General features: G+C 74.1%; 21 protein-coding genes and 1 riboswitch. Of the genes, 14 read left to right on the top strand and 7 right to left on the bottom strand.

The annotated features are described in order from the left end of the window. Nucleotides 1-39: 39 nt before the first annotated feature. The 5 genes from ACYVAP_RS01270 to ccsB are packed head-to-tail and all read left to right on the top strand — an operon-like array spanning nucleotide 40 to nucleotide 4,793. On the top strand, nucleotides 40-687 hold the full coding sequence (locus tag ACYVAP_RS01270) for a histidine phosphatase family protein (RefSeq protein ID WP_498859200.1): 648 nt from the start codon (nucleotides 40-42) through the stop codon (nucleotides 685-687). Next, nucleotides 684-1,265 (top strand): TlpA family protein disulfide reductase, encoded by a 582-nt coding sequence (locus tag ACYVAP_RS01265; RefSeq protein ID WP_498859199.1) that lies wholly within the window; start codon nucleotides 684-686, stop codon nucleotides 1,263-1,265. Before ACYVAP_RS01270 ends, ACYVAP_RS01265 begins: the two co-directional genes overlap by 4 nt. After that, a complete protein-coding gene (locus ACYVAP_RS01260) occupies nucleotides 1,262-2,071 on the top strand; it encodes a cytochrome c biogenesis CcdA family protein (protein WP_498859198.1) in 810 nt (269 codons plus the stop codon). Before ACYVAP_RS01265 ends, ACYVAP_RS01260 begins: the two co-directional genes overlap by 4 nt. After that, the gene (gene resB, locus ACYVAP_RS01255) at nucleotides 2,071-3,750 is read left to right on the top strand and encodes a cytochrome c biogenesis protein ResB (protein ID WP_498859197.1); all 1,680 of its coding nucleotides are present in this window, start codon (nucleotides 2,071-2,073) and stop codon (nucleotides 3,748-3,750) included. Before ACYVAP_RS01260 ends, resB begins: the two co-directional genes overlap by 1 nt. Continuing rightward, complete coding sequence (ccsB, locus tag ACYVAP_RS01250) at nucleotides 3,747-4,793, top strand: cytochrome C assembly family protein (RefSeq protein WP_498859196.1); 1,047 nt, start codon at nucleotides 3,747-3,749, stop codon at nucleotides 4,791-4,793. Before resB ends, ccsB begins: the two co-directional genes overlap by 4 nt. A gap of 78 nt (nucleotides 4,794-4,871) precedes the next feature. On the opposite strand, the gene ACYVAP_RS01245 is transcribed toward ccsB, so the two are convergent. Continuing rightward, entirely contained in the window at nucleotides 4,872-5,219 is a 348-nt protein-coding gene (locus ACYVAP_RS01245) for a PLD nuclease N-terminal domain-containing protein (protein WP_137770091.1), read from the bottom strand. Between the two features lie 173 nt (nucleotides 5,220-5,392). Here ACYVAP_RS01245 and ACYVAP_RS01240 point away from each other — a divergent pair, with 173 nt between their 5' ends. After that, on the top strand, nucleotides 5,393-5,668 hold the full coding sequence (locus tag ACYVAP_RS01240) for a DUF4229 domain-containing protein (protein ID WP_498859195.1): 276 nt from the start codon (nucleotides 5,393-5,395) through the stop codon (nucleotides 5,666-5,668). A 45-nt stretch (nucleotides 5,669-5,713) separates the two neighbouring features. Here the strand turns inward: ACYVAP_RS01240 and ACYVAP_RS01235 are convergent, their stop codons facing one another. Genes ACYVAP_RS01235 through ACYVAP_RS01225 form a run of 3 tightly spaced genes read right to left on the bottom strand, consistent with a single transcriptional unit; the run spans nucleotide 5,714 to nucleotide 8,993 of the window. After that, nucleotides 5,714-6,610 carry a UbiA prenyltransferase family protein gene (locus tag ACYVAP_RS01235; RefSeq protein ID WP_498859194.1) on the bottom strand — a complete coding sequence of 299 codons (897 nt, stop codon included), beginning with the start codon at nucleotides 6,608-6,610 and terminating at the stop codon, nucleotides 5,714-5,716. 56 nt (nucleotides 6,611-6,666) lie between these two features. Next, nucleotides 6,667-8,004, bottom strand: a complete 1,338-nt coding sequence (locus tag ACYVAP_RS01230; protein WP_498859193.1) for an O-succinylbenzoic acid-CoA ligase family protein — start codon at nucleotides 8,002-8,004, stop codon at nucleotides 6,667-6,669. Continuing rightward, entirely contained in the window at nucleotides 8,001-8,993 is a 993-nt protein-coding gene (locus tag ACYVAP_RS01225) for a 1,4-dihydroxy-2-naphthoyl-CoA synthase (RefSeq protein ID WP_498859192.1), read from the bottom strand. The genes ACYVAP_RS01230 and ACYVAP_RS01225 overlap by 4 nt, the downstream gene beginning before the upstream one ends. A 130-nt stretch (nucleotides 8,994-9,123) precedes the next feature. On the opposite strand from ACYVAP_RS01225, the gene ACYVAP_RS01220 reads away from it, so the two are divergent. The 4 genes from ACYVAP_RS01220 to ACYVAP_RS01205 are packed head-to-tail and all read left to right on the top strand — an operon-like array spanning nucleotide 9,124 to nucleotide 14,925. Then, a complete protein-coding gene (locus tag ACYVAP_RS01220; protein WP_498859191.1) occupies nucleotides 9,124-10,653 on the top strand; it encodes an APC family permease in 1,530 nt (509 codons plus the stop codon). A 23-nt stretch (nucleotides 10,654-10,676) separates the two neighbouring features. Next, a complete protein-coding gene (locus ACYVAP_RS01215) occupies nucleotides 10,677-11,654 on the top strand; it encodes an o-succinylbenzoate synthase (protein ID WP_498859190.1) in 978 nt (325 codons plus the stop codon). Between the two features lie 53 nt (nucleotides 11,655-11,707). Beyond that, nucleotides 11,708-13,429 carry a 2-succinyl-5-enolpyruvyl-6-hydroxy-3-cyclohexene-1-carboxylic-acid synthase gene (menD, locus tag ACYVAP_RS01210; RefSeq protein WP_498859189.1) on the top strand — a complete coding sequence of 574 codons (1,722 nt, stop codon included), beginning with the start codon at nucleotides 11,708-11,710 and terminating at the stop codon, nucleotides 13,427-13,429. 5 nt (nucleotides 13,430-13,434) lie between these two features. Next, nucleotides 13,435-14,925, top strand: a complete 1,491-nt coding sequence (locus ACYVAP_RS01205; protein ID WP_498859188.1) for a S1C family serine protease — start codon at nucleotides 13,435-13,437, stop codon at nucleotides 14,923-14,925. A 42-nt stretch (nucleotides 14,926-14,967) separates the two neighbouring features. Here the strand turns inward: ACYVAP_RS01205 and ACYVAP_RS01200 are convergent, their stop codons facing one another. After that, the gene (locus ACYVAP_RS01200; protein ID WP_498859187.1) at nucleotides 14,968-16,254 is read right to left on the bottom strand and encodes an isochorismate synthase; all 1,287 of its coding nucleotides are present in this window, start codon (nucleotides 16,252-16,254) and stop codon (nucleotides 14,968-14,970) included. A gap of 83 nt (nucleotides 16,255-16,337) precedes the next feature. Between ACYVAP_RS01200 and ACYVAP_RS01195 the strand changes: the two genes are divergently transcribed. Next, a complete protein-coding gene (locus ACYVAP_RS01195) occupies nucleotides 16,338-17,795 on the top strand; it encodes a cell division protein PerM (RefSeq protein ID WP_498859186.1) in 1,458 nt (485 codons plus the stop codon). Nucleotides 17,796-17,802: 7 nt separating this feature from the next. On the opposite strand, the gene ACYVAP_RS01190 is transcribed toward ACYVAP_RS01195, so the two are convergent. Next, on the bottom strand, nucleotides 17,803-18,210 hold the full coding sequence (locus ACYVAP_RS01190) for a hypothetical protein (RefSeq protein WP_498859185.1): 408 nt from the start codon (nucleotides 18,208-18,210) through the stop codon (nucleotides 17,803-17,805). Nucleotides 18,211-18,246: 36 nt separating this feature from the next. Between ACYVAP_RS01190 and purN the strand changes: the two genes are divergently transcribed. The 3 genes from purN to ppk2 all read left to right on the top strand — a co-directional run bounded on the left by purN (nucleotide 18,247) and on the right by ppk2 (nucleotide 21,673). Further along, on the top strand, nucleotides 18,247-18,870 hold the full coding sequence (gene purN / locus ACYVAP_RS01185) for a phosphoribosylglycinamide formyltransferase (protein WP_498859184.1): 624 nt from the start codon (nucleotides 18,247-18,249) through the stop codon (nucleotides 18,868-18,870). A 1-nt stretch (nucleotide 18,871) separates the two neighbouring features. After that, nucleotides 18,872-18,948: riboswitch (ZMP/ZTP riboswitch) on the top strand. Nucleotides 18,949-18,985: 37 nt separating this feature from the next. Continuing rightward, on the top strand, nucleotides 18,986-20,620 hold the full coding sequence (gene purH, locus ACYVAP_RS01180; protein WP_498859183.1) for a bifunctional phosphoribosylaminoimidazolecarboxamide formyltransferase/inosine monophosphate cyclohydrolase: 1,635 nt from the start codon (nucleotides 18,986-18,988) through the stop codon (nucleotides 20,618-20,620). A 147-nt stretch (nucleotides 20,621-20,767) separates the two neighbouring features. Then, nucleotides 20,768-21,673, top strand: a complete 906-nt coding sequence (gene ppk2, locus ACYVAP_RS01175) for a polyphosphate kinase 2 (protein ID WP_259362312.1) — start codon at nucleotides 20,768-20,770, stop codon at nucleotides 21,671-21,673. Between the two features lie 115 nt (nucleotides 21,674-21,788). Here ppk2 and ACYVAP_RS01170 read toward each other — a convergent pair whose 3' ends face one another. Further along, entirely contained in the window at nucleotides 21,789-23,327 is a 1,539-nt protein-coding gene (locus tag ACYVAP_RS01170; RefSeq protein ID WP_498859182.1) for an aspartate ammonia-lyase, read from the bottom strand. Between the last annotated feature and the right edge of the window lie 44 nt (nucleotides 23,328-23,371).

Raw genomic sequence — 23,371 nt, 5'->3', positions numbered from 1 at the left:
ACCGTGCGGGCGAACGGACCGGAGGAGGATCCTGCCGCCATGACCACGACCACCGTCCACCTCGTCCGCCACGGCGAGGTGCACAACCCCGAGCGCATCCTCTACGGGCGCCTGCCCGGGTACCGCCTCAGCGAGCGCGGGGAGCGGATGGCGCAGTGCGTCGCGGGGCACCTGGCCGGCAACGACGTGACCCTCGTGCGGGCCTCCCCGCTGCTGCGCGCGCAGCAGACGGCCGCGCCGATCGCCGCCGCCCACGGCCTGGACGTCTCGCAGGACCAGCGCCTCATCGAGTCCGCGAACCACTTCGAGGGGCAGCGGATGGGCCACGGCGACGCCAAGCTCACCGACCCCCGCAACTGGCGCTGGTTCGCCAACCCGCTCCGCCCCAGCTGGGGGGAGCCGTACCGCGAGCAGGTCTCCCGTGTCACCGCCGCCATGCATGCCGCGCGCGCCGAGGCGGAGGGCCACGAGGCCGTGCTCGTCCTGCACCAGCTGCCCATCTGGCTCACGCGCCTGAGCGCCGAGGGCCGCCCGCTCGTCCACGACCCGCGCCGCCGCGAATGCGGCCTGTGCTCGGTGACCAGCTTCCGCTTCGCGGGGCCGCACCTCGCCGGCGTGGACTACACCGAGCCCGCGCAGGAGCTGTACGCGGGCGCCGTCGACGCCACCGGAGGCCGGCTCACATGACCCGATCCACCAGGCGCCGGTTCCTCGCCGGCTCCGGGGGGCTGCTCGGCGCGGCGCTCCTGGCCGCCTGCGGCGACACCGACACCTCCTCCCGCTACGACTCCGGCTACGTCTCCGGGGACGGCGTGACCACCGAGATCCCCGCCGCCGACCGCGCCGAGCCGCTCACCGTCACCGGCAACACCTACGAGGGGGACGCCTTCTCCTCGGAGGACGCCCGCGGGCACGTGCTCGTCATCAACGTCTGGTACGCCTCCTGCCCGCCCTGCCGCAAGGAGGCCCCGGAGCTGGAGAAGATCCACCAGGACTACGCCGACCAGGACGTCCAGCTCATCGGTGTCAACGTGCGCGACGAGGAGGGCCCCGCCGCGGCCTTCGAGAAGAAGTACGGCATCACCTACCCCTCGATGCCCGATCTCGACGCCCAGATCATGTACTCCCTGCGCGGCCAGGTCGCCCCCAACGCGGTCCCCTCCACCCTCGTCCTCGACACCGAGGGCCGGGTCGCCGCGCGCATCTCCGGCGCCGCGGACCCCTCCGTGCTGCGGGCCATGCTCGACCGGGTGCTCGACGAATGAGCGGGACGGACATCGGCCAGGCCTTCCAGGCCACCGCCCTCTCGGGCTCCCTTCTGCTCGCCCTCGCGGTCGCCGCCGCGGCCGGGCTCGTCGCCTTCCTGTCCCCGTGCGTGCTGCCCGTGGTCCCCGGCTACCTCGGCTACGTCTCCGGCCTCGCCGGGCAGGGCTCCACCACCGGCACCGGGCCGGGCGTCGTGCGCCCTCCCGCCCGCCCCAGCACCGGGCGCATGCTCGCCGGCAGCGGCCTCTTCGTCGCCGGCTTCACGATCGTCTTCATGGTCCTCGGCGGCTTCGCCGGGACCCTCGGCTACCTGCTGCAGGCCCACGCCGTGCTCATCAACCGCATCGCCGGCGTCGTCGTCATCCTCATGGGCCTCGTGTTCATGGGCGTGTTCCCCGGCCTCAGCGGCACGAAGTCCCTCACCGGCCGCCGCCCCGACGCCGGCCTGCTGGGCGCCCCGCTCATGGGCATCGTCTTCGGCCTGTCCTGGACCCCGTGCATCGGCCCCACCTACGCCGCGATCCTCGGCCTCACGCTCGACGGCTCGGGCGGCGGCGCCGCGACCCGCGGCGCCCTCCTGTCCCTCGCCTACGCCCTCGGGCTGGGCATCCCCTTCGTCCTCTTCGCCCTGCTGTTCGAGAAGGCGCTCGGCCTCAGCCGCGCGCTCTCCCGGCACCGCCGCAGCATCGGCCTCCTCTCCGGAGCGCTGCTCATCGCCATCGGCGTGCTGCTGCTGACCGGGCAGTGGGCCCAGTGGACGGCCGCCCTGCAGGGCGCGATCGCGACCTTCGAACCGGTGGTGTGATGACCCGCAAGCGAACGACGGACACGACGCCGGGGAGCGAGAGCGCCGGCCCGGACCGCTCCGACTCCTGGAGCAGCAAGCAGGAGCCCGTGAGCGTCCCCTCGCTGGGACTGCGCGGCACCCTGCTGTTCCTCTGGCGCCAGCTCACGAGCATGCAGACCGCCCTCGTGCTGCTCATGCTGCTCGCCGTCGCCGCCGTGCCCGGCTCGCTCTACCCGCAGCGCAGCGTGAACCCCACCCTCACCGAGCAGTTCCTCGACGAGAACGGGAAGTGGGGGGAGATCCTCGACACCCTCGGGTTCTTCGACGTCTTCTCCTCGCCGTGGTTCTCCGCCATCTACCTGCTGCTGTTCATCTCGCTGATCGGCTGCATCATCCCGCGCGTGCTCGTGCACCTGCGCCAGCTGCGCTCCCGGCCCCCGCGCACCCCCTCCCGGCTGGACCGCTTCGTGGGCCACACCCGGATCGAGCTGCCCGCCGCGGATCCCGAGGAGCTGCTCGGCGCGGCCCGCAAGCGCCTGCGCCGTTCCCGCTACCGCACCGACCTGCGCGAGGAGAAGCGCTCCTCCTCGGTGAGCGCGGAGCGCGGGCTGCTGCGCGAGACCGGCAACCTCCTGTTTCACATCGCGCTCGTGGGCGTCCTGATCTGCGTGGCCGGCGGCCAGCTCACCGCCTACCGCGGTCAGATCACCGTGATCGAGGGCGACGGCTTCTCCAACTCCCTCACGCAGTACGACTCCTTCGACTCGGGCGCCTGGTTCGACTCCTCCTCGCTGCCGGACTTCCGCTTCACGCTCGACGACTTCCGGGCCACGTACGACACGACCCAGACCGAGGAGAGCTTCGGCAAGCCGCTCTCCTTCGAGGCGGACGTCTCCGTCGACGCCGACGGCAAGACGTTCTCCCAGACCCTCCAGGTCAACAAGCCGCTCCACGTGGACGGCTCCTCGATGTACCTGCTCGGCAACGGCTACGCCCCCGAGATCACGCTCACCGACCCCGAGGGCAACGTCGTCGCCTCCGGCCCGCTGATCACCGTGCCGCTCGGCGACACCGGCTACACCAGCCAGCTCGTGCTCAAGGCGCCCGACGCCTCCCCGGAGCAGACGGCCGTCGTCGGCTTCTTCCTGCCCACCGGCACGATCGACGACAGCGGCCCGCACTCCTCGTACCCGGACCTCGTGGACCCGCAGGTCGTCGCGACCGTCTACCAGGGCGACCTCGGCCTGGACTCGGGCGTCCCGCAGAACGCCTACGAGGTGGACCTCTCGACCCTCACGCCGCTCACCGAGGAGGGTTCCGAGGACCCGCTCCTCCTGCGGCTGTACCAGGGGGACTCCACGACGCTGCCCGACGGCTCGACGCTGAGCTTCGACGGCGTGAAGCGCTACGCGGCCTTCGACGTCGCCCACGACCCCTTCGAGCGGTGGGTGCTGATCTTCGCCCTCACCGCGGTCGCCGGGCTGATCCTCTCGCTCTTCGTGCCGCGCCGCCGCGTCTGGGTGCGCGTCACCCCGCGCGAGGGCGGCGGCGCCGTGCTCGAGGTCGCGGGACTCGCCCGCAGTGACGACCCGTCCCTCGCGGATGACGTCCGGGCCCTGGCCCGGACGCTCGGGACGGAGCAGGATAGGGGAGCCGGTCCCGGCTCCACGAACAGCCCGGAAGGGGAAGCGCAGTGATCGACCAGCAGCTGGCGGAGGTCTCCCACCTCGCCCTCGTCGTCGCGATCGTGCTCTACGTGCTCGCGCTCATCGGTTTCGCGGCGGATCTCGCCGGGACCTCTCAGCGCCGCAGCGACGAGCGCCTCGCGGCCAAGGACCGGGCGCGCGCCGCGGTCCCCGCGGGCGTCGGCGGAGGAGCCGGGGGAGTCGCCGTCGCCGAGCCGCCGTCGGCCGAGGTCGCCGCCCCCGTCGCGGCCCGTGGCGGCATGAGCGCCCAGACCTTCGCCTTCGGCGTCTCCGCCGCGGGCGCGGTGCTGCACGTGGCCGGCGTCGCCATGCGCGCGATCGCCACCGAGCGCGTCCCGTGGGCGAACATGTACGAGTTCGCGACCACGAGCTCCGCGGTCGTCATGGTCGCCTTCCTCGTCTTCTCCGTGCGCCGCACGGAGCTGCGGGCCCTCGGCACCTTCGTGGTCGGCCCGATCCTGCTGCTCATGCTCGCCGCTCAGACCTTCTGGATCGTCCCCGCCGCGAAGCTCACCCCGAGCCTGCAGAACTCGCACTGGATCTACATCCACATCGGCGTCGCCATCCTCGCCACGGCCCTGTCGATCCTCGGCGCCGTCGTCGCCGGGCTGCAGCTCGCCTCTGCCCGGCACGAGAAGGTGCTCGCCGCGAAGATCGCCGCGGGCGAGGAGGACCCGGAGCACTGGGGCCGCGCGGGCCACGTCCTGGACCGCCTGCCCCGCTCGGTCTCCCTCGAGGCGCTGAGCTTCCGCATCCACTCCGTCGCGTTCGTGTGCTGGACCTTCACACTGATCTTCGGCGCGATCTGGGCGCGCGAGGCGTGGGGCCGCTACTGGGGCTGGGACCCCAAGGAGGTGTGGACCTTCATCATCTGGGTCATCTACGCCGCCTACCTGCACGCCCGCGCCACCGGCGGCTTCCGCGGGACGCGCGCGGCCTGGCTGGCGCTGGCCGGCTTCACGGCCGTGGTCTTCAACTACACGATCGTCAACACGGTGATCAACGGCCTGCACTCGTACTCGGGTCTCGGCTGAGCCGTCGCCGCACGAGAGGCCGACGGTCCACCCGACCTCGGCGTGACCGCCCCCGCGGTCTGCATCGGCACCTGCCGATCAGGCCTCGGGGGCGTCGTCGTCCCCGGGGGTTTGCTCCCGGCGCTCCCGGTCGCGTCGCTCGCGGCGGATCTGCTCGTCGAGGTCGCGCAGGAACTCCGGGTCGTCGTCAGGGGCGAGCGGCCCCTCCCGGCGCGGACCGCCGCGACGGGCGGTGCCGGTGCCCGGGGTCCGGTCCCGGCCCACGAGGAGCCAGGTGATCGGTCCGATCCACGGGATCAGCACGACGAGCACGATCCAGGCCCACTTCGGAATCCCGCGCACCTTCGCGTCCTCCGTCTGCACGCAGTCGGCGAGGGCGAAGATCGTCAGACCGATCGAGAGGACGGCGGCGAGGGCACGGAGCATGGATCGAGTCTAGGCGGCGACGCCGCCCACTGGTCCGCGCGGAGGTCCCGGTCGCGGTGGAGGTCCTGGTCGGAGCGGCGGCCGCATGGGCTCCGGGGGCCGGGGGAGTGACCTCCGCCCCGGAGCGGGCCGCTCCCGAGGCTCCTCGGAGGTGGGGGTCCTACGCTGGGCCCATGCGCAACGTGCTCGGCTACGCCCTGATCCGGATCGCCCTGTGGCTGGTGATCTGGTACCTGCTGACCCTGGTCGGCGTGGGTGTCATCCTCGCGGGCCTGCTCGCGGTGCTCATCGCGATGATGATCTCCTTCCTCCTGCTGGGAGGCCGGCGGCAGAAGGCCGCGGAGGGCTTGCAGCGGGTCGACGAGCGCCGGCGCGAGAAGCGGGGCCCGGTCGTGGACGAGGACGCCGCGGAGGAGGACGCGCTCCTCGACGAGCGCGACCGCGACTGAGCGTCCGCACCCGACGTCGCGGGTCGGCTCAGGATCGCCCCGGTCTCAGAGGCAGAGGCCCGCGAGCAGCAGCAGCGCGAAGACGAGCTCGAGGCGCCCGGCGGCGCCGAGCACGGGGATCAGGGCCCGGCCCTGGGCGCCCCGGAGCACCACCCGCGCGGGGCCGATCGCGAGCGGCAGCGCGAGCAGCACGAGCGCGGCCGGCCAGTGATGGAGCATGAGCGGCACCACGAGCACGAACGGCGCGATGACGGTGAGAGCGAACAGCAGCCGGGTGCCGCGCTCGCCCAGGCGCACCGCGAGGGTCGTCTTCCCCGCCTCGCGGTCCGTGGGGATGTCGCGCAGATTGTTGGTGAGCATGATCGAGACCGCGAGCAGCCCGATCGCGCAGGAGACCAGCAGCGCGGAGAGGGAGAATCCGCCGGTGATCGCGTAGGCGGTGCCGTTCACGGCGACGAGGCCGAAGAACACGAACACGAACAGCTCCCCGAGGCCCAGGTAGCCGTAGGGGTGCTTGCCGCCCGTGTACATCCACGCGGCGGCGACGGCGGCCGCACCGACCACGAGCATCCACCAGACCCCGGCGATCGCGATGAGCACGACACCCAGCAGGGCGCCGAGGGCGAGGGCACCGATCGCGGCGCGCTTGACCGTCGCGGGCTCCGCGGCGCGAGAGCCGGTGAGCCGGAACGGCCCGACACGGTCGTCGTCCGTGCCGCGGATCCCGTCGGAGTAGTCGTTGGCGTAGTTCACGCCCACCTGCAGCGCGAGCGCGACGCCGAGGGCGAGCAGCACCCGCGGGAGCAGCAGCCCCCAGCCGAGGCTCTCCCCGCTCGCGAGGATCTCGCGCACGGCGACCCCGGTGCCGGCGGCGACCGGGGCGACGGCCGCCGGGAGGGTCCGGGGGCGCGCCCCCTGCACCCACTGGGAGAGGCTGGCCATGATGCTCCTGTCGCCGTCCGGTCCCGCGCTGCGCGGCCCCGTCGAGGATACGCCGCTCAGGCGCGCCGTTCGCCCGTGGAGGTCCCGCCCGGGGCCGTGTCATCGCCGACGTCGACAGCGGTGGTGGCCTCCTCTGCCCGGCTCCGGGCGAGCGCGGCGGCGGCCGCCCGGTCGATCTTCCCGATGCCCCGCAGCGGGAGCTCGGCGACCACGTGCACGCGCTTGGGGATCGACCACGAGGGCAGCTCCGCGATCCGCAGCGCGGAACGCACGAGCGCCGTCGCCTCCTCCGGGGCGGCGCCCGCGCCGAGGGTCACGAGCGCCTCGACGCGCTGACCCCACTCCGGGTCCGGCACGCCGACGACGGCGCAGCCGGTCACGAGCCCGCGCAGCACGAGCGAGGCCTCGGCGGCGCGCTCCACGTCCTGCGGGAGCACCTTCCGGCCGCCGGTGACGATGACATCGTCCGCGCGCCCGAGGACCGTGAGCGCGCCGTCCTCCGCGATCCGGGCGAGGTCGCTCGTGACGAGCACGCGCCGACCGTCGACCTCGGCGAAGCCGTCCTGCAGTCCGGCGCCGTCCGCGCCGAGGTAGCCGGTCGCGAGCGTGGGGGAGTCGACGAGCAGGCGGCCCTCGCCGTCGTGCGCGTCGGCGAGGAGGAGGTGCACACCCGCGAGCGGCGCGGCGTCGTACACGCAGCCGCCCGCCGTCTCCGAGGAGCCGTAGGTGGTGCGCACAGCGATCCGGGCGCCGCGGGCGCGGGCGAGGACGTCGCCCGGGGTCGCCGCGCCGCCCACGAGCACCCCGGCGAAGCGGCGCAGCAGGGCGCGCGCCCGGGCGTCGTCCCCCGTCGCGCCCGTGACGATGCGGGCGAGCTGCGTGGGCACGAGCGAGGTGAAGGCGGGCAGGCCCGCGGCCTCCGCCTGCTCGAGCGCCGGAGCGGCCGCGCGCACGAGCGCGGCCGCGTCGAAGTGGCCGCGGAGGTCCGGCAGCTGCTCCGGGAGCGCGGCGGCGTCGAGCCCGAGCACCTGGGCGGTGCGATGGGCGCGCGCGATGACCTGCACGCCCGCGATGTGCGTGGGCGGCAGCAGCGGCAGCCAGAAGCCGTGCCCGCCGAGCGCCGCGGCGGTCGCGTCCTGCGAGGCGAGCAGCGTGCGCAGCGGATGCGCGACCGACTTCGCGGTGCCCGTCGAGCCGGAGGTCGGGACCACGAGAACCGTGTCCTCGAAGCCGGCGGGCAGGGACGACGGCGGGTCCCCGGCGCCGAGCCACAGCCGGGTGCGGCCGGCCATGACCTCGCCGATCGCCGCGACGTGCTCCGCGAGCGAGGCCGCGGAGGCGTCATAGGGGGCGGGCCGGGTCCAGGGCGCTGCGGGGGAGATCGCCGCGGTCACTGCGGGTGCGGGAAGGAGGACCACTCCGGGGCGCGCTTCTCGAGGAACGCGTCGCGTCCCTCCGCGGCCTCGTCGGTCATGTACGCGAGTCGGGTGGCCTCCCCGGCGAACACCTGCTGGCCCATGAGGCCGTCGTCGGCGAGGTTGAAGGCGAACTTCAGCATCCGGATCGCCTGCGGGGACTTCGTGGCGATCGTCGCGGCCATCGCGAGTGCGGCGTCCTCGAGCTCGGCGTGGTCCACGACCCGGTTCACGGCGCCCCACTCGTACGCGTCCTGCGCGGAGTACTCCTCGGCGAGGAAGAAGATCTCCCGGGCCCGCTTCTGCCCCACCTGCTTGGCGAGATAGGCCGAGCCGTAGCCGCCGTCGAAGGAGCCGACGTCCGCGTCGGTCTGCTTGAAGCGCGCGTGCTCGCGCGAGGCGATCGAGAGGTCGGCGACCACGTGCAGGGAGTGCCCGCCGCCCGCGGCCCAGCCGTTGACGACCGCGATGACGACCTTGCCCATGGTGCGCATGAGGCGCTGCACCTCGAGGATGTGCAGCCGTCCCGCGGAGCGGGTGCGCACGGAGGCGGTCGCGTCGAGCTCCTCGGCGTCGTCGTACTCGTAGCCGGAGCGTCCGCGGATCCGCTGGTCGCCGCCCGAGCAGAAGGCGTGGCCGCCGTCCTTGGGGGAGGGGCCGTTGCCGGTCAGCAGGATCACGCCGACGGAGGGGTCCAGGCGGGCGTGGTCGAGCGTCCGGTACAGCTCGTCGACGCTCTGCGGCCGGAAGGCGTTGCGCACCTCGGGCCGGTCGAAGGCGATCCGCACGGCGGGGAGGTCCCGCACGGTGCGCTCGCCGTCGGGGCTCTCGATCCGCTCCACGGCGCGGTGGTAGGTGACGTCGGTGAGCGCGGGGCCGCCGAGCTCCTCGGGTCCCACCTCCCGCCAGCGCGTGGGGTCGAAGGTGTCGGACACCTGACGGGGCAGGGGAGCGGGGTCGACGGTCATCTGCTCAGGGTATCGCCGGGCTGGAGGGCCGGGGAGGCGGTCGGCGGGCGGCGCCGGGCCGTCCGTCCGTGGGGCGACCACGGCGTGGCGCTCGTGCGAACGGTCGATGACCGAGGAGTAGCCTCGCGCGGTGACCTCAGACACCACCTCCCGCACCACCCGGCAGGGCGGCGACGGCGATCAGTCCTCCCCGCACCTGGACCGCGCCCTCGGCAACCGCCACATCCAGCTCATCGCGATCGGCGGCGCCATCGGCACCGGGCTCTTCATGGGCTCCGGCAAGACGATCTCCGTGGCCGGCCCGTCCGTGCTGCTCGTCTACCTGATCATCGGCTTCATGCTGTACTTCGTCATGCGCGCCATGGGGGAGCTGCTGCTCTCCCGCCGCGAGTACCGCAACTTCGCCGACTTCACCGGTGACCTGCTGGGCCCCTGGGCCGCCTACTTCACCGGATGGACGTACTGGTTCTGCTGGGTCGTCACCGCCGTGGCGGACGTCATCGTCATCGCCTCCGTGTACGTGCGCCACCTCGTGCCCGTGCTGCCGGCCTGGGCCACGCCCGTCATCGCGCTCGTCGTGATCGTGGCGCTGATCGGGCTGAACCTGCCGACGGTGCGCGCCTTCGGCGAGACCGAGTTCTGGTTCGCGATGGTGAAGATCGTCGCGATCCTCGCCCTCATCGTCGTGGGCCTCGTGCTCGTCCTGACGAGCTTCGACTCGGGCCACGGCGCAGCGAGCTTCGCCCACCTGTGGGACCAGGGCGGGTTCTTCGGCAACGGCTTCACCGGCTTCGTCGCCGCCTTCCAGATCGCGACCTTCGCCTTCGTCGGCATCGAGCTCGTCGGCACGACCGCCGCGGAGACCAAGGACCCCGAGCACAACCTGCCCCGGGCGGTCCGGTCGATCCCCGTGCGCATCCTGCTGTTCTACATCGGCTCCCTCGTGATCCTCATGTCCGTCATGCCGTGGACCGTCTACGACGCGGACAACTCCCCGTTCATCCAGGTCTTCGACGCGGCGGGGCTGCCCGCGGCCGCCGCGATCGTCAACCTCGTGGTGCTGACCTCCGCCATGTCCTCGGCGAACTCGGGCATCTACTCGACCTCGCGGATGGTGTTCGGCCTCGCCACCCAGAAGGACGCCCCGGCCCTGTTCGCGAAGGTCTCGCGTCGCCGGGTCCCCCAGAACGCCCTCTACCTCACGGGCGTGATGCTGCTCGCCTCGGTCGTGCTGCTGGCCTTCGGCCTCGGCGAGTCCGCGGCGTTCTCCGTCGTCACGACCGTCTCCTCGCTGTGCTTCATGTTCGTGTGGACGATGATCCTGCTGAGCTACCTCGCCTACCGCCGCCGGCGGCCGCAGGAGCATGCCGTGAGCAGCTTCGCCATGCCCGGCGGGCGCGCCATGGTGGGCGTCGTCCTCGCCTTCTTCCTGTTCCTGCTGTGGGCGTTCACCGGTGACCCGGACACGCTCGCGGGCATGCTCGCCACGCCGGTGTGGTTCGTCGTGATCGCGGTGGGCTACGTGCTGCTGCGCCGCCGCCCCGAGCACGTCGCCGCGCGTGCCGCGTTCCGCGAGCAGGTCGCGCGGGAGCAGGGGGAGGCCGACGCCTGGAACGCCGCGCCGCAGGCCCCGTCCGCCGGCCCGGGCGCGGACCGCTGAGGGAGTCGCACTACCCTCGAGGGATGCAGATCCCCGCCTCCCTCCGAGACCTCGGCATCGACCGGGCGCACGCCTGGGCGATCGCCATGACCACTCGTTTCCGCCGCATCGAGGTGCGCGACGGCGTGCTCCTGCACGGGCCGGAGGGCTGGGCGGAGTTCTCCCCGTTCTGGGACTACGAGGCGGAGGAGTCCTCCGCCTGGCTGCGCGCCGCGATCGAGGACGCGACCCTGCCCCGTCCCTCCGCGCTCCGCCAGGAGATCGGCGTCAACGCGACGATCCCCGTCGTGCAGCCGGCGCTCGCCGCCCGGCTCGCGGGCGTGGGCGGCGCACGCACCGCGAAGGTGAAGGTCGCCGATCCCGGTGCGAGCCCCGAGGAGGACCTCGACCGGGTCGCCGCCGTCCGTGACGCGCTGGGCCCGGAGGGCCGCATCCGCGTGGACGCGAACGCCGCCTGGACCCTCGAGGAGGCGCTCGACGCGCTGCCCCGCCTGGACCGCGCCGCCGGCGGGCTCGAGTACGCGGAGCAGCCCTGCGCGAGCATCGAGGACCTCGCCGCCCTGCGCCGCCGCCTCGACGTGCCGATCGCGGCCGACGAGTCCGTGCGCCGCGCCGAGGACCCCCTGCGGGTCGCCCGCGCCGAGGCCGCGGACGTCCTCGTGATGAAGGTGCAGCCGCTCGGCGGGGTGCGCCGCTGCCTCGATCTCGCGCAGGAGTCGGGGCTGCCGGTCGTCGTCTCCTCCGCGATCGAGTCGAGCGTCGGGCTCTCCGCGGGGCTCGCGCTCGCCGCCTCCCTGCCCGAGCTCGCGCACGACTGCGGTCTCGGCACCGCGAGCCTGCTCACCGCGGACCTCACCGCGCGCCCGCTGCACGCCCGCGGCGGCGTCCTCCCCGTGGGCCGGGCGGAGCCGGAGGAGGACCTCCTGGACCGGCACGCGGCCGCCCCCGCCCTCGAGGCCGCCTGGGAGCAGCGTCTCGCGGCGTGCGCGGCGCTGCTCTGAGCCCCGCACCGCCGGCGGGCACCGGCCCCCGGGGCGCTGACTACGCTGGGCCCATGCCCGTTCTCCCCGGCCCCACCACGATCCCCGTCCCGGCCCCCACCGGATCGGGGGCGGTGGACGCCTCGGTCACCCTGTGGCGCACGCTCGCCGCGCTCGGCGTGCGGCACGTGGTCGCCGCGCCGGGCTCCCGCTCCGCCCCGCTCGTCCACGCCCTCCACGAGGGCGACCTCCCGGAGCTGCTCGAGGCGCACGTGCGGATCGACGAGCGCGCCGCGGCCTTCACGGCCCTGGGCCTGTCCCGGGAGGACCCCGCGCATCCCGCGGCCGTGCTCACCACCTCGGGCACCGCGACCGCGCACCTGCTCGCCGCCGTCATGGAGGCCCACCACTCGCGGGTGCCGCTGATCGTGCTCACCGCGGACCGCCCCGCGGAGCTGCGCGGCACCGGCGCGAACCAGACCACCCGGCAGGCGGACCTGTACCGCGACTTCACGCGACTGCGCGCGGACCTCCCCGCGCCGACCGCCGCCGGCGCGACCGCGACCGAGCTGCGCACGCTCGTCTCGACGGCCGCCCGCGCGGTCGCCGCCGCGACGGGCGAGCATCCCGGCCCCGTGCACCTGAACCTCGGGTTCCGCGACCCCCTCGCGCCCGCCGCCCCCGACGCCCGCCCCGCCCCGGCCGCGGACGCACCGGGGATCGTCCTCACCCGTCGGGTGCCCGCGGGGCCTCCCGCCCCGGTCGCCGTGCCGATCGACCCGAGCGCGGTCGTCGTCGCGGGGGACGGCGCCGGTCCCGCCGCCCGGGAGCTCGCGGAGGCGCAGCTGCTGCCGCTGCTCGCCGAGCCCAGCTCCGGCGCCCGCTCCGGGACCTCCCTCGTCCCCGGCTACCCCGCGCTCCTCGCCCGGGTCATGGCCGATCCCGCGCACCCGCTGCGCCCGCGGCAGGCGATCGTGCTGGGGCACCCGACGCTCTCCCGCCCCGTGATCGGCGCGCTCCTCGGCGCGGCCGACGTCGACGTGGTCGTCGTCGATCCCCATCCGGACTTCGCCGACGCCGCCCGTCGGGCCCGGCTCGTGGTCCCCGCGATCACCGCCGCCGCCCCGGACGCCGCCGAGGCCGCGCGGCGCCGCGAGCACCTCGCCGCCTGGCAGGAGCCCGATCCTGCGGCGGAGGGCGCCGCGGTCCCGCCGCCGTGGCAGGCGCGCGCCGCGCTCGCCGTCTGGGACGCGACCGAGGAGCAGGACGTCCTCGTGCTCGGCTCCTCGAGCCTCGTGCGAGACCTCGAACAGCACGCGGGACCCGTCGCGGGCACCGTGCTCGCCAACCGCGGCCTCGCCGGCATCGACGGCACCACCTCCGTCGCGGGCGGCGTCGCTCTCGCCCGTTCCGCCTCGGGGCAGGGGAGCACGGGCCGCGTGCGCCTGCTCGTCGGCGACCTCACCGCCCTGCACGACCTCACCGGGCTCGTCATCGGGCCCGAGGAGCGCCGCCCCGACCTCGACGTCGTGGTGGTGGACGACGACGGCGGCAGGATCTTCGGCGGGCTCGAGCACGCCTCCGCGCCCCCGGCCCTGCTGCGGCGCTTCTTCACCACCCCGCACGGCACCGATCTCGCCGCGGCGGCGGCCGCGCTCGGCGCCGAGGCCCGCACTCTCGCACCCGAGGAGCTGCCCGCCGCCCTCGCCGCGCCGTCCCGCGGCCTGCGGGTCCTCATCGCACAGGAGATGCACAGCCGCTTCCAGCCGGACTCCGGGGAAGCTCCGCTTCACTGACTCCCGTGAACGAGCAGAGCACGCCCCCGCAGCCGCAGCAGCCCCAGCAGCCCCAGGCCCCCCAGGACCCCACTGTGTCCCCGCCGCAGGGCTGGTACGCGGCGCCGGACTCCCGGCCGGGCGCGGAGCAGCCCACCGAGACGCTCGCCCCGCAGTGGGGTGAGCCGCCCACGGAGCAGCTCGGCACCGCGCCCACCGCCCAGCAGCCTGCCCAGGCCGGCGCCGCGCAGACCTCCGCCGACCCCTGGTGGGCGGCGAGCCGCGAGGCGCCGACCTACGGCGCCCCGGCCCCCGGCGGCTCGTACGGCGCACCGGGCGATCCCGGGTACGCGGGACCGGTGCCGGTCGACACGTCGGCGGCGGTCGCCCCCGCTCCCGCCCGCACCCGCCGCGGTCCCGGCTGGGGCGGCGTCGTCGTGCTCGTCGGCGCGGGGATGCTGCTCTCGAGCGGCGTGACCCTCGGCGGCGTCGTCGCCTACGGCCAGCTGCTCGGCTCCGACGGCGCCTCCACCGCGGCGACCTCCTCGTCCTCGACCCAGGGCCCCGTGAGCACCGCCTCCTCGTCCTCGGACCCGGACTGGTCCGCGGTCGCCGCGGCCGTCACCCCGAGCACCGTGGAGATCCAGGTCGCCGCCCAGGGCGGCACCTCCACCGGCACCGGCGTCGTCCTCGACACCAAGGGGAACATCCTCACGAACAACCACGTCGTCGACGGCGGCCAGCAGGTGCAGGTCACCCTCTCCGACGGCTCCGTCTACGCCGCGAGCATCGTCGGCACCGACGCCTCCACGGACCTCGCCGTGCTGCGCCTCGACGACCCGCCGAGCGACCTCCAGCCGGCGACCTTCGGCGACTCGAGCTCCGTCGCGGTGGGCCAGGACGTCATGGCGATCGGCACGCCGCTCGGGCTGCAGAACACGGTCACCACCGGTATCGTCTCCGCGACCGCCCGCCCCGTGACGACGACGGGCCAGCAGCCCGACGGCTCCGACTCGACGTACACCTCCGCGATCCAGACCGACGCCTCGATCAACCCCGGCAACTCCGGCGGCCCGCTCGTGGACGCGACCGGCGCCGTGATCGGCATCAACTCCTCGATCGCGGGCGTCGCGAGCGGCCAGGAGACCTCCGGCAGCATCGGCCTGGGCTTCGCGATCCCCGCGAACACCGCGAAGCTCATCGCGGACCAGCTCATCGACGGCGGCACCGCTCAGCACGCCTACCTCGGCGTCACCACGACGGACGGCAGCGCGGAGGCGAGCGGCACCACCCGCACGGGCGCCGAGATCGTCTCCACGGAGGACGGCACCCCGGCCTCGAAGGCCGGGCTGCGCAAGGGCGACGTGGTCGTCGCGGTCGACGACACCCCGGTCGACGGGGCCGCCGCGCTCACGGGTGTGGTGCGCGGGCTCGCGGTCGACTCGGAGCACACGCTCACGGTGGTCCGCGACGGGAGCGAGCAGCAGCTCACCGTGACCCTGACGGCCGCCTCCTGACGGTGCCGCTCGGGGGCCGCCGGGCCTGAGAGCCGACGGGGCTCAGCCGCGCAGGGCCCGCAGCATCGGCCGGCACTTCGCGAGCACCTCGGCGTGCTCGGAGACCGGGTCGGAGGCGGCGACGAGCCCGCCGCCCGCCTGGAGCCGCACGCCGCCGTCCTCGAGCAGGTGGCCGCCGCGCAGGGCGATCGCCCACTGGCCGTCGCCGCGCGCGTCCATCCAGCCCACGGGCGCCGCGTAGCCGCCGCGGTCCCGCGCCTCGAGCCGGGCGATGATCTCGTCCGCCGCCTCGCGCGGGGTCCCCGAGACGGCCGCGGAGGGATGCAGGCGCGCCGCCACGTCGAGGCTCGTGACGCCCTCGGAGAGCTGCGCGGTGACGTCGGAGGCGAGGTGCTCGAGGCCCGGCAGGCGCAGCACGAACGGCTCGGGGGAGCGGTGCTCGACCTCCGCGATGCCCTCGAGCCGCGCGAGCACCGAGTCGATCGCGTAGGCGTGCTCGGAGAGCTCCTTCGCATCGGCGAGGAAGGCGCGGCGGTCGTCCGCCGCGAGCTCGCCGTCGTCGGCCACGGATCGCGTCCCCGCGAGCACGCGCGAGAACAGCCGGCCGTCCTGGACCTGGGCGAGCATCTCCGGGCTCGCCCCGATCATGTCGGCCACGTGATACGTCCACGTGCTCGGGTAGGCGGCGGTGAGCCGGGCGAGCAGCGCGCCGGGCACGGCGGGCTCCGCGGTGCGCACCGTCGTCGTCTCGGAGAGCACGACCTTCTCCGCCTGCCCCGCCCGGATCGCCCGCACGGCCTCGCGCACGAGCGCCTGGTACTCGTCGGGGGAGTGGTCCGCCTCGATCGTGAGCCGCCCCGGGGGGAGCGGCGGCTCCGCGGGGGCGGCGGGGAACAGCGACGTGAAGTGGGCGGGGGTCGATGGCTCGTCGTCCCGGGAGACGAGCGTGAGGAACGCCTCGCCGTCGTGCACGCCGAGCACGGCCTCCGGCACCAGCAGCGTCGAGGGGCGCTCGGAGGCGGCGGCGTAGGAGAAGGAGCCGAGGGCCACGAGTCCGCTGCCACGGGTGAGGACCTCGTCGCCGACGTCGGCGCGGGCGGCGAGCGCCCGGAAGGCGGCGGAGGCCGCTGTGAAGCGGTCCGGCCCGGCGGAGGTGAACTCCCAGGCCCGGCCCAGGGCGACGAGCCCCTGACCGTGTCGCAGCCACGCCCCCGAGGGGGTCGCCGGCAGGTGCGCCGCGAGGTCGACGTCCTCGTCGATCCGCCAGGTGCGCACCACGAGCCGCGGCGGCTCCGCAGCGGGGTCGGGGTTCAGGTCCGTGGATGGCATCCGTGTCATTATGCGACACCGGACGGCCCGTCCCGGGTGCGACCATGGACCTCGACCAGCACACCCGGCGGATGGAGCAGAGCGTGAGCAGCAGCGGCGGCGGAAGCATCGCGACACCCCTGGTCCGGGGGGTCGTCGCCGCCGCAGTGAGCCTCGGCACGGTCCTCGCGATCACCGTGGTCCCCGCGCTCGCCGCGCAGATCGCCGGGAGCGGCTCGAGCGCCACCGCCCTGGACGCCGTCCTCATCGCCCTGAACCTGCTGGTCCTCGGCCACGGCGGCGGGGTCACGCTCGGCACGGGCGTCATCGAGGGCGCCACGACCCTCACGCCGCTGGGCCTCAGCCTGCTCTTCGTCGCCGTCTCCGCGCTCGGCATGCGCCGCGTGGGCCGCGGCCTGGACCTCGTCCGCGACGACGGCGTGCTGCGCACCCGGGCCCTGCGGGACGCCGGCGGGGCGCTCGGCGCGTACACGGCGGTCTACGCGATCGGCATGGCGGTCGTCGGCGCGCTCGGCCGCAGCGGCGAGGCGAGCCCCGTGATCGCCTCCGCGCTCGTCTCCGCCGCGCTGATCGCCGTGGTGGGCGGACTGCTGGGCCTGCTGTGGTCCGTGCGCCGGGAGGCGACCGCGACGGTCCCCGCGGTGCGGGTCCTCGCCCTGCTGCCCTCGCCCTTCGACGCCGTCGCCCGCGCCGTGCTGCTCGCGCTGGGCGGGCTCGTCGCCGCCGCGACCGCGCTCGTCGTGGTGCTGCTGGTGATCTCGGTCCCGGGCCAGTCGGCGCTCTTCGACCAGCTCGCCCCGGGCGTCGTGGGCGGCGCGGTGCTGACCCTGCTGCAGCTCGCCCTGCTGCCGCTGCTCGTCGTCTGGGCGATGGCGGTGCTGCTGGGCGGGACCGTCTCCGTGGGCAGCGGCACGGCCCTGTCCCTGCACGGCGTCGAGAGCGGTGTGCTCCCCGCGCTGCCGATGCTCGCGGCGATCCCGCAGCCCGGCGCCGCCCCCGTCGGGGTCTGGGCGCTGCTCGTGCTGCCGATCGCGGCGGTGGTCCTCGGCGCGTACCGGCTCGTCCGGGACACCGCCGGACTCGCGCTGCGGGACCGCGTGACGGCCTGGGTCGCCTACCCGGTGCTCGTCGTCGTCGCGGTGCTGCTCGTCGCGGGCCTCTCCACGGGGCGCATCGGCGAGGGCCGCCTGGTGCACCTCGGCCCGGTGATGTCCACGATGCTGCTGCCGCTGCTCGGGATCGTCGTGCTGAGCACCGCCGCCGTGATCGGCCTGCTCGCGACCCCGGCGGTGCCGTGGGTGCGCGGTCTCGTGGGCTCCCTCCGCGAGCGGGTCGAGCGCGCGGAGCAGGAGGAGCGCGGAGTCGGCGCCGCCCGCTCGGGGGCCACGGACGACGACGCCGCTGACGCGGACAGCACCGGATCCGGCGCCTCGACCGCGTCCGATGCCGCCACCGCTCCCGGCGCCTCCACCGCGTCCGACGCCGAGGGGGCGGAGGAGAGCGGGACGAGCCTCGCGGCGGGCTCGCCCTCGGAGCGCTAGCTCTCCGTCAGCTCCCTGTCAGGTCCCCGAGCCAGGTCGCGACGGAGTCCTCGACGTCCTGGCGGCACTGTGCCTCCGCACGCTGCGTGAGCGCCGTGTCCCGGCACTCCTCGAGCTCCGACATCGGGCCGTAGAACAGCACCGAGACGAGCGAGCTGGTGATGATCATGAGCGTCGCCGGCACCCCCACCACGGCGGCGAGCACCGCGGAGCCGCGTCGGCCCCGGCGGAACGCGGAGACCGTGACCGGGACGAGCACCACGAGCGCGGGCGCGGCGACGACCCCCGCGAGCAGCGACCACGGCAGCGGCGCGATCAGCAGGACCCAGGCCAGGAGCATGAGCACCGTGAGCAGCGCGAGCCGCCGCGTCTGCCGGCGGCTGTCGTCGGGGGAGGGGTCGCTCGCGGGACTCATCGCCCCATTGTGCCCGCTCGTCGCTACCCTGGCCCGGTGACCCCCGCGACCCCCCTCCCCGCGACCCCTGCGACCACCGGGACCGCCGGGACGGCGCCCACGCGCGTCGTCGTCCTGCTCTCCGGCGCCGGCTCCACCTTCGCCGCCCTCCTCGAGGCCTCCCGCGCCGCGGACTCGCCCTACGAGATCGTCGGCGTCCTCGCGGACAAGCCCGCCGCCGGCCTCGACATCGCCCGGGACGCGGGGATCCCCACCGCCGTCGTCGCCCTGCGCGACTTCCCCGACCGCGCCGCCTGGGACGAGGCGCTCGCCGCCGCCGTCGCCGCTCACGACCCCGAGCTCGTGGTGCTCGCCGGCTTCATGCGGCTCGTCGGCTCCCCGCTGCTGGACGCCTACGGCGGCCGCATCGTCAACACCCACCCCGCCCTGCTGCCCTCCTTCCCCGGCGCCCACGGCGTGCGCGACGCCCTCGCCCACGGGGTGAAGATCACCGGCGCGACCGTCATCGAGGTCGACGCCGGGGTGGACACCGGGCGGATCCTCGCCCAGGTCGCCGTCCCCGTCCTCGAGGACGACACCGAGGGCACGCTCCACGAGCGCATCAAGGCCGCGGAGCAGCCGCTCCTGGTCGACGTGGTGCGCACCCTCGCCGCCCGGTAGTCTGGCCCCACACGACTGGCGCAGGTGGGAGGACCACCGGGGAGTGAACCGCGAGCATCGACCGCCTGGGTGCTCGTCGCAAGGACCGCACCCGCCCTCGAACAGGAGCCCCCTCGTGACCGCCACCGATCGCCGCCCGATCCGCCGCGCCCTCCTCTCCGTCTTCGACAAGACCGGCATCGTCGAGCTCGCCACCGCGCTCGCCGAGACCGGCGCCGAGATCGTCTCCACCGGCTCGACCGCCGCGACCGTCCGCGACGCGGGCATCGCCGTCACCGAGGTGGAAACCGTCACCGGCTTCCCCGAGATGCTCGACGGCCGGGTGAAGACCCTCCACCCGCGCGTGCACGGCGGCATCCTCGCCGACCTCCGCGAGGAGACCCACCGCGCCCAGCTCGCCGAGCACGGCATCGAGCCCTTCGACCTCGTCGTCGTGAACCTCTACCCGTTCTCCGAGACCGTCGCCGCCGGCGGCAGCTTCGACGAGATCATCGAGAAGATCGACGTGGGCGGCCCCTCGATGGTGCGCGGCGCGGCGAAGAACTTCGCGAGCGTCGCCGTCGTCGTCGAGCAGGACGGCTACGCCGACGCCGCGCGCGCCGCCCGCGCCGGCGGCTTCACCCTCGCCGAGCGCCAGGAGCTCTCCGCGATCGCCTTCACCGTCACCGCGGACTACGACACCGCGATCTCCGAGTGGATGACCGCGCGCCTCTCCGAGGACGCCGGCGAGGAGACCGACGGCGCCGAGGAGGGCCAGGACGTCTCGCTGCTCGACCTCCCCGAGGACGAGGCCGCCGCCTTCGGCATCACCGCGACCCTCCGCTACGGCGAGAACCCCCACCAGCGGGCGCGGCTCGCCGTGACGGACCCCGAGGCCCCGGGCCTCGCGGGAGCGACGCTGCTGGGCGGCAAGCCGATGAGCTACAACAACTACGTCGACGCGGACGCCGCCGCGCGCGCCGCCTTCGACCACGACCAGCCGTGCGTCGTCGTCATGAAGCACAACAACCCCTGCGGCATCGCCGTGGTCGCCGAGGGCGAGGATCTCGCCCTCGCCCACGCGCGGGCCCACGCGACGGACCCGCTCTCCGCCTACGGCGGCGTCATCGCCGCCAACCGCACCGTCACCCTCGCGATGGCGCAGCAGGTCAAGCCGATCTTCACCGAGGTCATCCTCGCCCCCGGCTACGAGGAGGACGCCCTCGCGCTGCTCCAGGGCAAGAAGAACCTCCGCATCCTCCAGGTCGAGGACCGCACCCGCGGCGGCGTCGAGGTGCGCCCGATCTGGGGCGGCACCCTCATCCAGGACGCCGACGCGGTCGACGCGGACGGCGACGACCCCGCGCAGTGGACCCTCGCCTCGGGCGAGGCGGCGGATGCCGCGACCCTCGCGGACCTCGCCTTCGCCTGGCGCTCGGTGCGCGCCGCGAAGTCCAACGCGATCCTGCTCGCGAAGGACTCCGCGGCCGTCGGCATCGGCATGGGCCAGGTCAACCGCCTGGACTCCTGCCGGCTCGCCGTGACCCGCGCGAACACGCTCGGCGAGGACGGCGAGGAGCGGGCCCGCGGCGCGGTCGCCGCGTCGGACGCCTTCTTCCCCTTCGCCGACGGCGCCCAGATCCTCATCGACGCCGGAGTGCGGGCGATCGTCCAGCCCGGGGGCTCGATCCGCGACGAGGAGGTCGTCGAGGCCTGCCGCGCGGCGGGCGTCACGATGTACGTCACGGGCACCCGGCACTTCGCCCACTGAGCCCCGCCGGGGCTCCCGGCCGGTCCCTCGCGCACGCCGTGCGACGGACCGGTCGGTCCCCGCTCCGAGCAGGCCGTCCGTTCACCTGGACGTCATGCACGCCCCCTACAGTGGTGCCCAACATGAGCATGTGTCGAAGGAGTGACCGTGAGAATCCCTGACAACCAGTCCCTGCGCGAGTACATCGAGCACCTGCGCGAGGAGGGCTACACGGTCCAGGACGGCCACACCCCCGACCCCGACCTCATCGACCCGCAGGGCAACCCCGTCTACACCTGGCAGGAGGGGTACCCCTACGAGACCCGGATGGACCGCGAGGACTACGAGCTGGAGAAGTACAAGCTCCAGGTGGAGCTGCTGAAGTTCCAGTACTGGCTCGAGGACAACGACCAGAAGGCGATCATCATCTTCGAGGGGCGGGACGCGGCCGGCAAGGGCGGCACCATCAAGCGCTTCACGGAGCACCTGAACCCGCGCACCGCGCGCGTCGTCGCGCTGAACAAGCCGAGCGACCGCGAGCGCGGCCAGTGGTACTTCCAGCGCTACGTCCAGCACCTGCCCACCGAGGGCGAGATGGTGCTCTTCGACCGCTCCTGGTACAACCGCGCCGGCGTCGAGCGGGTCATGGGCTTCGCGAGCCCCGAGCAGTACGAGACCTTCATGAACCAGACGCCGTCCTTCGAGCGCATGCTCGTGGACTCCGGCATCCACCTCACGAAGTTCTGGTTCTCGGTCTCGCAGAAGGAGCAGCGGACCCGCTTCGCGATCCGCCAGCTCGACCCCGTGCGTCGCTGGAAGCTCTCCCCGATGGACCTCGAGTCCCTCGACCGCTGGGAGGCCTACACGCAGGCCAAGGAGGAGATGTTCCGCCGCACGGACAAGAAGTACGCGCCGTGGACGATCATCCGCAGCAACGACAAGAAGCGCGCCCGCATCAACGCGATGCGCTACTTCCTCTCGCAGTTCGAGTACGAGGACAAGGACCACGACGTGGTCGGCCAGCCCGATCCGAAGCTCGTCATGCGCGGCAAGATGGAGGAGGCCGACGAGTGAGCCGCTGAGCCCGCCGTCCCGCCGTCCCTCGTGACGCGCGGAAGGGCCCGGTCCCCGAGGGGCCGGGCCCTTCCGCGTCCCGGGCGGGACGGGCCGACGGGGTCGGCGGGTCGGCTCAGACCGTGCCGTCGTCCGGGACCGCGAGCTCCTGCGGGTCCTGCTCGAGCGGACGGCCGATCTCCCCGGAGTCCGGGGCCTCGTCCGTCAGCGCGGGGATCGTGCCCGTGGCCGTCGCCCGCACCGGGCGGGTCATCGAGGCGGGGGAGAGCAGCAGCTCCAGCCGGTGCTCGTCGATGAGTCCCCGCTCGAGGACGAGCTCGCGCACGGGCCGTCCCGTGGTGAGCGCGGTGCTCGCGATGTCCGTCGCGGCGGCGTAGCCGATCACCGGCACGAGCGCCGTCACCACCCCGATCGAGCGGTGGATGTAGTCGTCCACGACCTCGCGGTTCACGGTGATCCCGCGGATGCAGCGCTCCGCGAGCGTGCCCATCGCCCGGGTCATGATCCGGGTGGACTCCAGGATGTTGAAGCAGATCACCGGCTCGAAGGCGTTCAGCTGCAGCTGGCCGCCCTCCGCCGCGAAGGTCACCGTGAGGTCGTTGCCGATCACCTCGAAGGCGACCTGGTTGACGACCTCCGGGATCACCGGGTTCACCTTCCCCGGCATGATCGAGGAGCCCGGCTGCACCGCCGGCAGGGTGATCTCGGCGAAGCCCGCGCGCGGGCCGGAGGAGAGCAGGCGCAGGTCGTTGCAGATCTTCGAGATCTTCACCGCGATGCGCTTGAGCACCCCGGAGAAGGTGACGAAGGCGCCCGTGTCGCTCGTCGCCTCGACGAGGTCCGCGGCGACCGTGAACTCGACGCCGGTCAGCTGCGAGAGCTCACGGGCCGCGAGCTGCGCGTAGCGGGGATCGGTCGTGATGCCCGTGCCGATCGCGGTCGCGCCGAGGTTGATCTCCTGGAACAGGCGCGCCGTGCGGGTCAGCCGCTCGACGTCCTCGCTGATCGTCGTCGCCCAGGCGCGGAACTCCTGGCCCACCGTCATCGGGACCGCGTCCTGCATCTGCGTGCGGCCCATCTTCAGCACGTCCGCGTACTCGTCGCCCTTGTCCCGCAGCGCGCCGATGAGCGTGTCCATGGCCTCCGCGAGCGCGGGGAAGGAGAGCATCATCGCGAGCCGCACGGCGGTGGGGTAGACGTCGTTCGTGGACTGCGCGAGGTTCACGTGGTTGTTGGGGTGGAGGTGCTCGTAGTCGCCCTTCTCGTGCCCCAGGATCTCGAGCGCGCGGTTCGCGATGACCTCGTTCGCGTTCATGTTGGTGCTCGTGCCCGCACCGCCCTGGATCATGTCCACGACGAAGTGCTCGTGCAGCGCACCGCCCGCGATCTCCTCGCAGGCCTGCTCGATCGCGGCGGCGCGCTCGTCGTCGAGCGCCCCGAGAGCATGGTTGGCCCGGGCGGTGGCCCGCTTGACCTGGGCGAGCGCCTCGATGAGGCGGGGGAAGTGGGACAGGGGGACTCCCGTGATGTGGAAGTTCTCCTGCGCCCGCAGGGTCTGGATCCCGTAATAGGCGTGGGCGGGGACCTCGCGATCGCCGAGCAGGTCGTGCTCGCGGCGGGTGGCGGATCCTGTCGTCGCACCGGGATGGGTCATGGGTACTGTCCTCCGGGTTCTCGGACGGCCGGCGTCGTCGTCGG

The sequence above is a fragment of the Brachybacterium horti genome (assembly GCF_054777615.1).
This window is presented reverse-complemented; position numbering and strand designations above follow the sequence as displayed.

Coding starts and splice junctions, on each gene's coding strand:
- ACYVAP_RS01270 (WP_498859200.1), top strand. CDS start 40: ATGACCACGACCACCGTCCACCTCGTCCGCCACGGCGAGGTGCACAAC.
- ACYVAP_RS01265 (WP_498859199.1), top strand. CDS start 684: ATGACCCGATCCACCAGGCGCCGGTTCCTCGCCGGCTCCGGGGGGCTG.
- ACYVAP_RS01260 (WP_498859198.1), top strand. CDS start 1,262: ATGAGCGGGACGGACATCGGCCAGGCCTTCCAGGCCACCGCCCTCTCG.
- resB (WP_498859197.1), top strand. CDS start 2,071: ATGACCCGCAAGCGAACGACGGACACGACGCCGGGGAGCGAGAGCGCC.
- ACYVAP_RS01245 (WP_137770091.1), bottom strand. CDS start 5,219: ATGCTCCGTGCCCTCGCCGCCGTCCTCTCGATCGGTCTGACGATCTTC.
- ACYVAP_RS01240 (WP_498859195.1), top strand. CDS start 5,393: ATGCGCAACGTGCTCGGCTACGCCCTGATCCGGATCGCCCTGTGGCTG.
- ACYVAP_RS01235 (WP_498859194.1), bottom strand. CDS start 6,610: ATGGCCAGCCTCTCCCAGTGGGTGCAGGGGGCGCGCCCCCGGACCCTC.
- ACYVAP_RS01225 (WP_498859192.1), bottom strand. CDS start 8,993: ATGACCGTCGACCCCGCTCCCCTGCCCCGTCAGGTGTCCGACACCTTC.
- ACYVAP_RS01215 (WP_498859190.1), top strand. CDS start 10,677: ATGCAGATCCCCGCCTCCCTCCGAGACCTCGGCATCGACCGGGCGCAC.
- menD (WP_498859189.1), top strand. CDS start 11,708: ATGCCCGTTCTCCCCGGCCCCACCACGATCCCCGTCCCGGCCCCCACC.
- ACYVAP_RS01200 (WP_498859187.1), bottom strand. CDS start 16,254: ATGCCATCCACGGACCTGAACCCCGACCCCGCTGCGGAGCCGCCGCGG.
- ACYVAP_RS01190 (WP_498859185.1), bottom strand. CDS start 18,210: ATGAGTCCCGCGAGCGACCCCTCCCCCGACGACAGCCGCCGGCAGACG.
- ACYVAP_RS01170 (WP_498859182.1), bottom strand. CDS start 23,327: ATGACCCATCCCGGTGCGACGACAGGATCCGCCACCCGCCGCGAGCAC.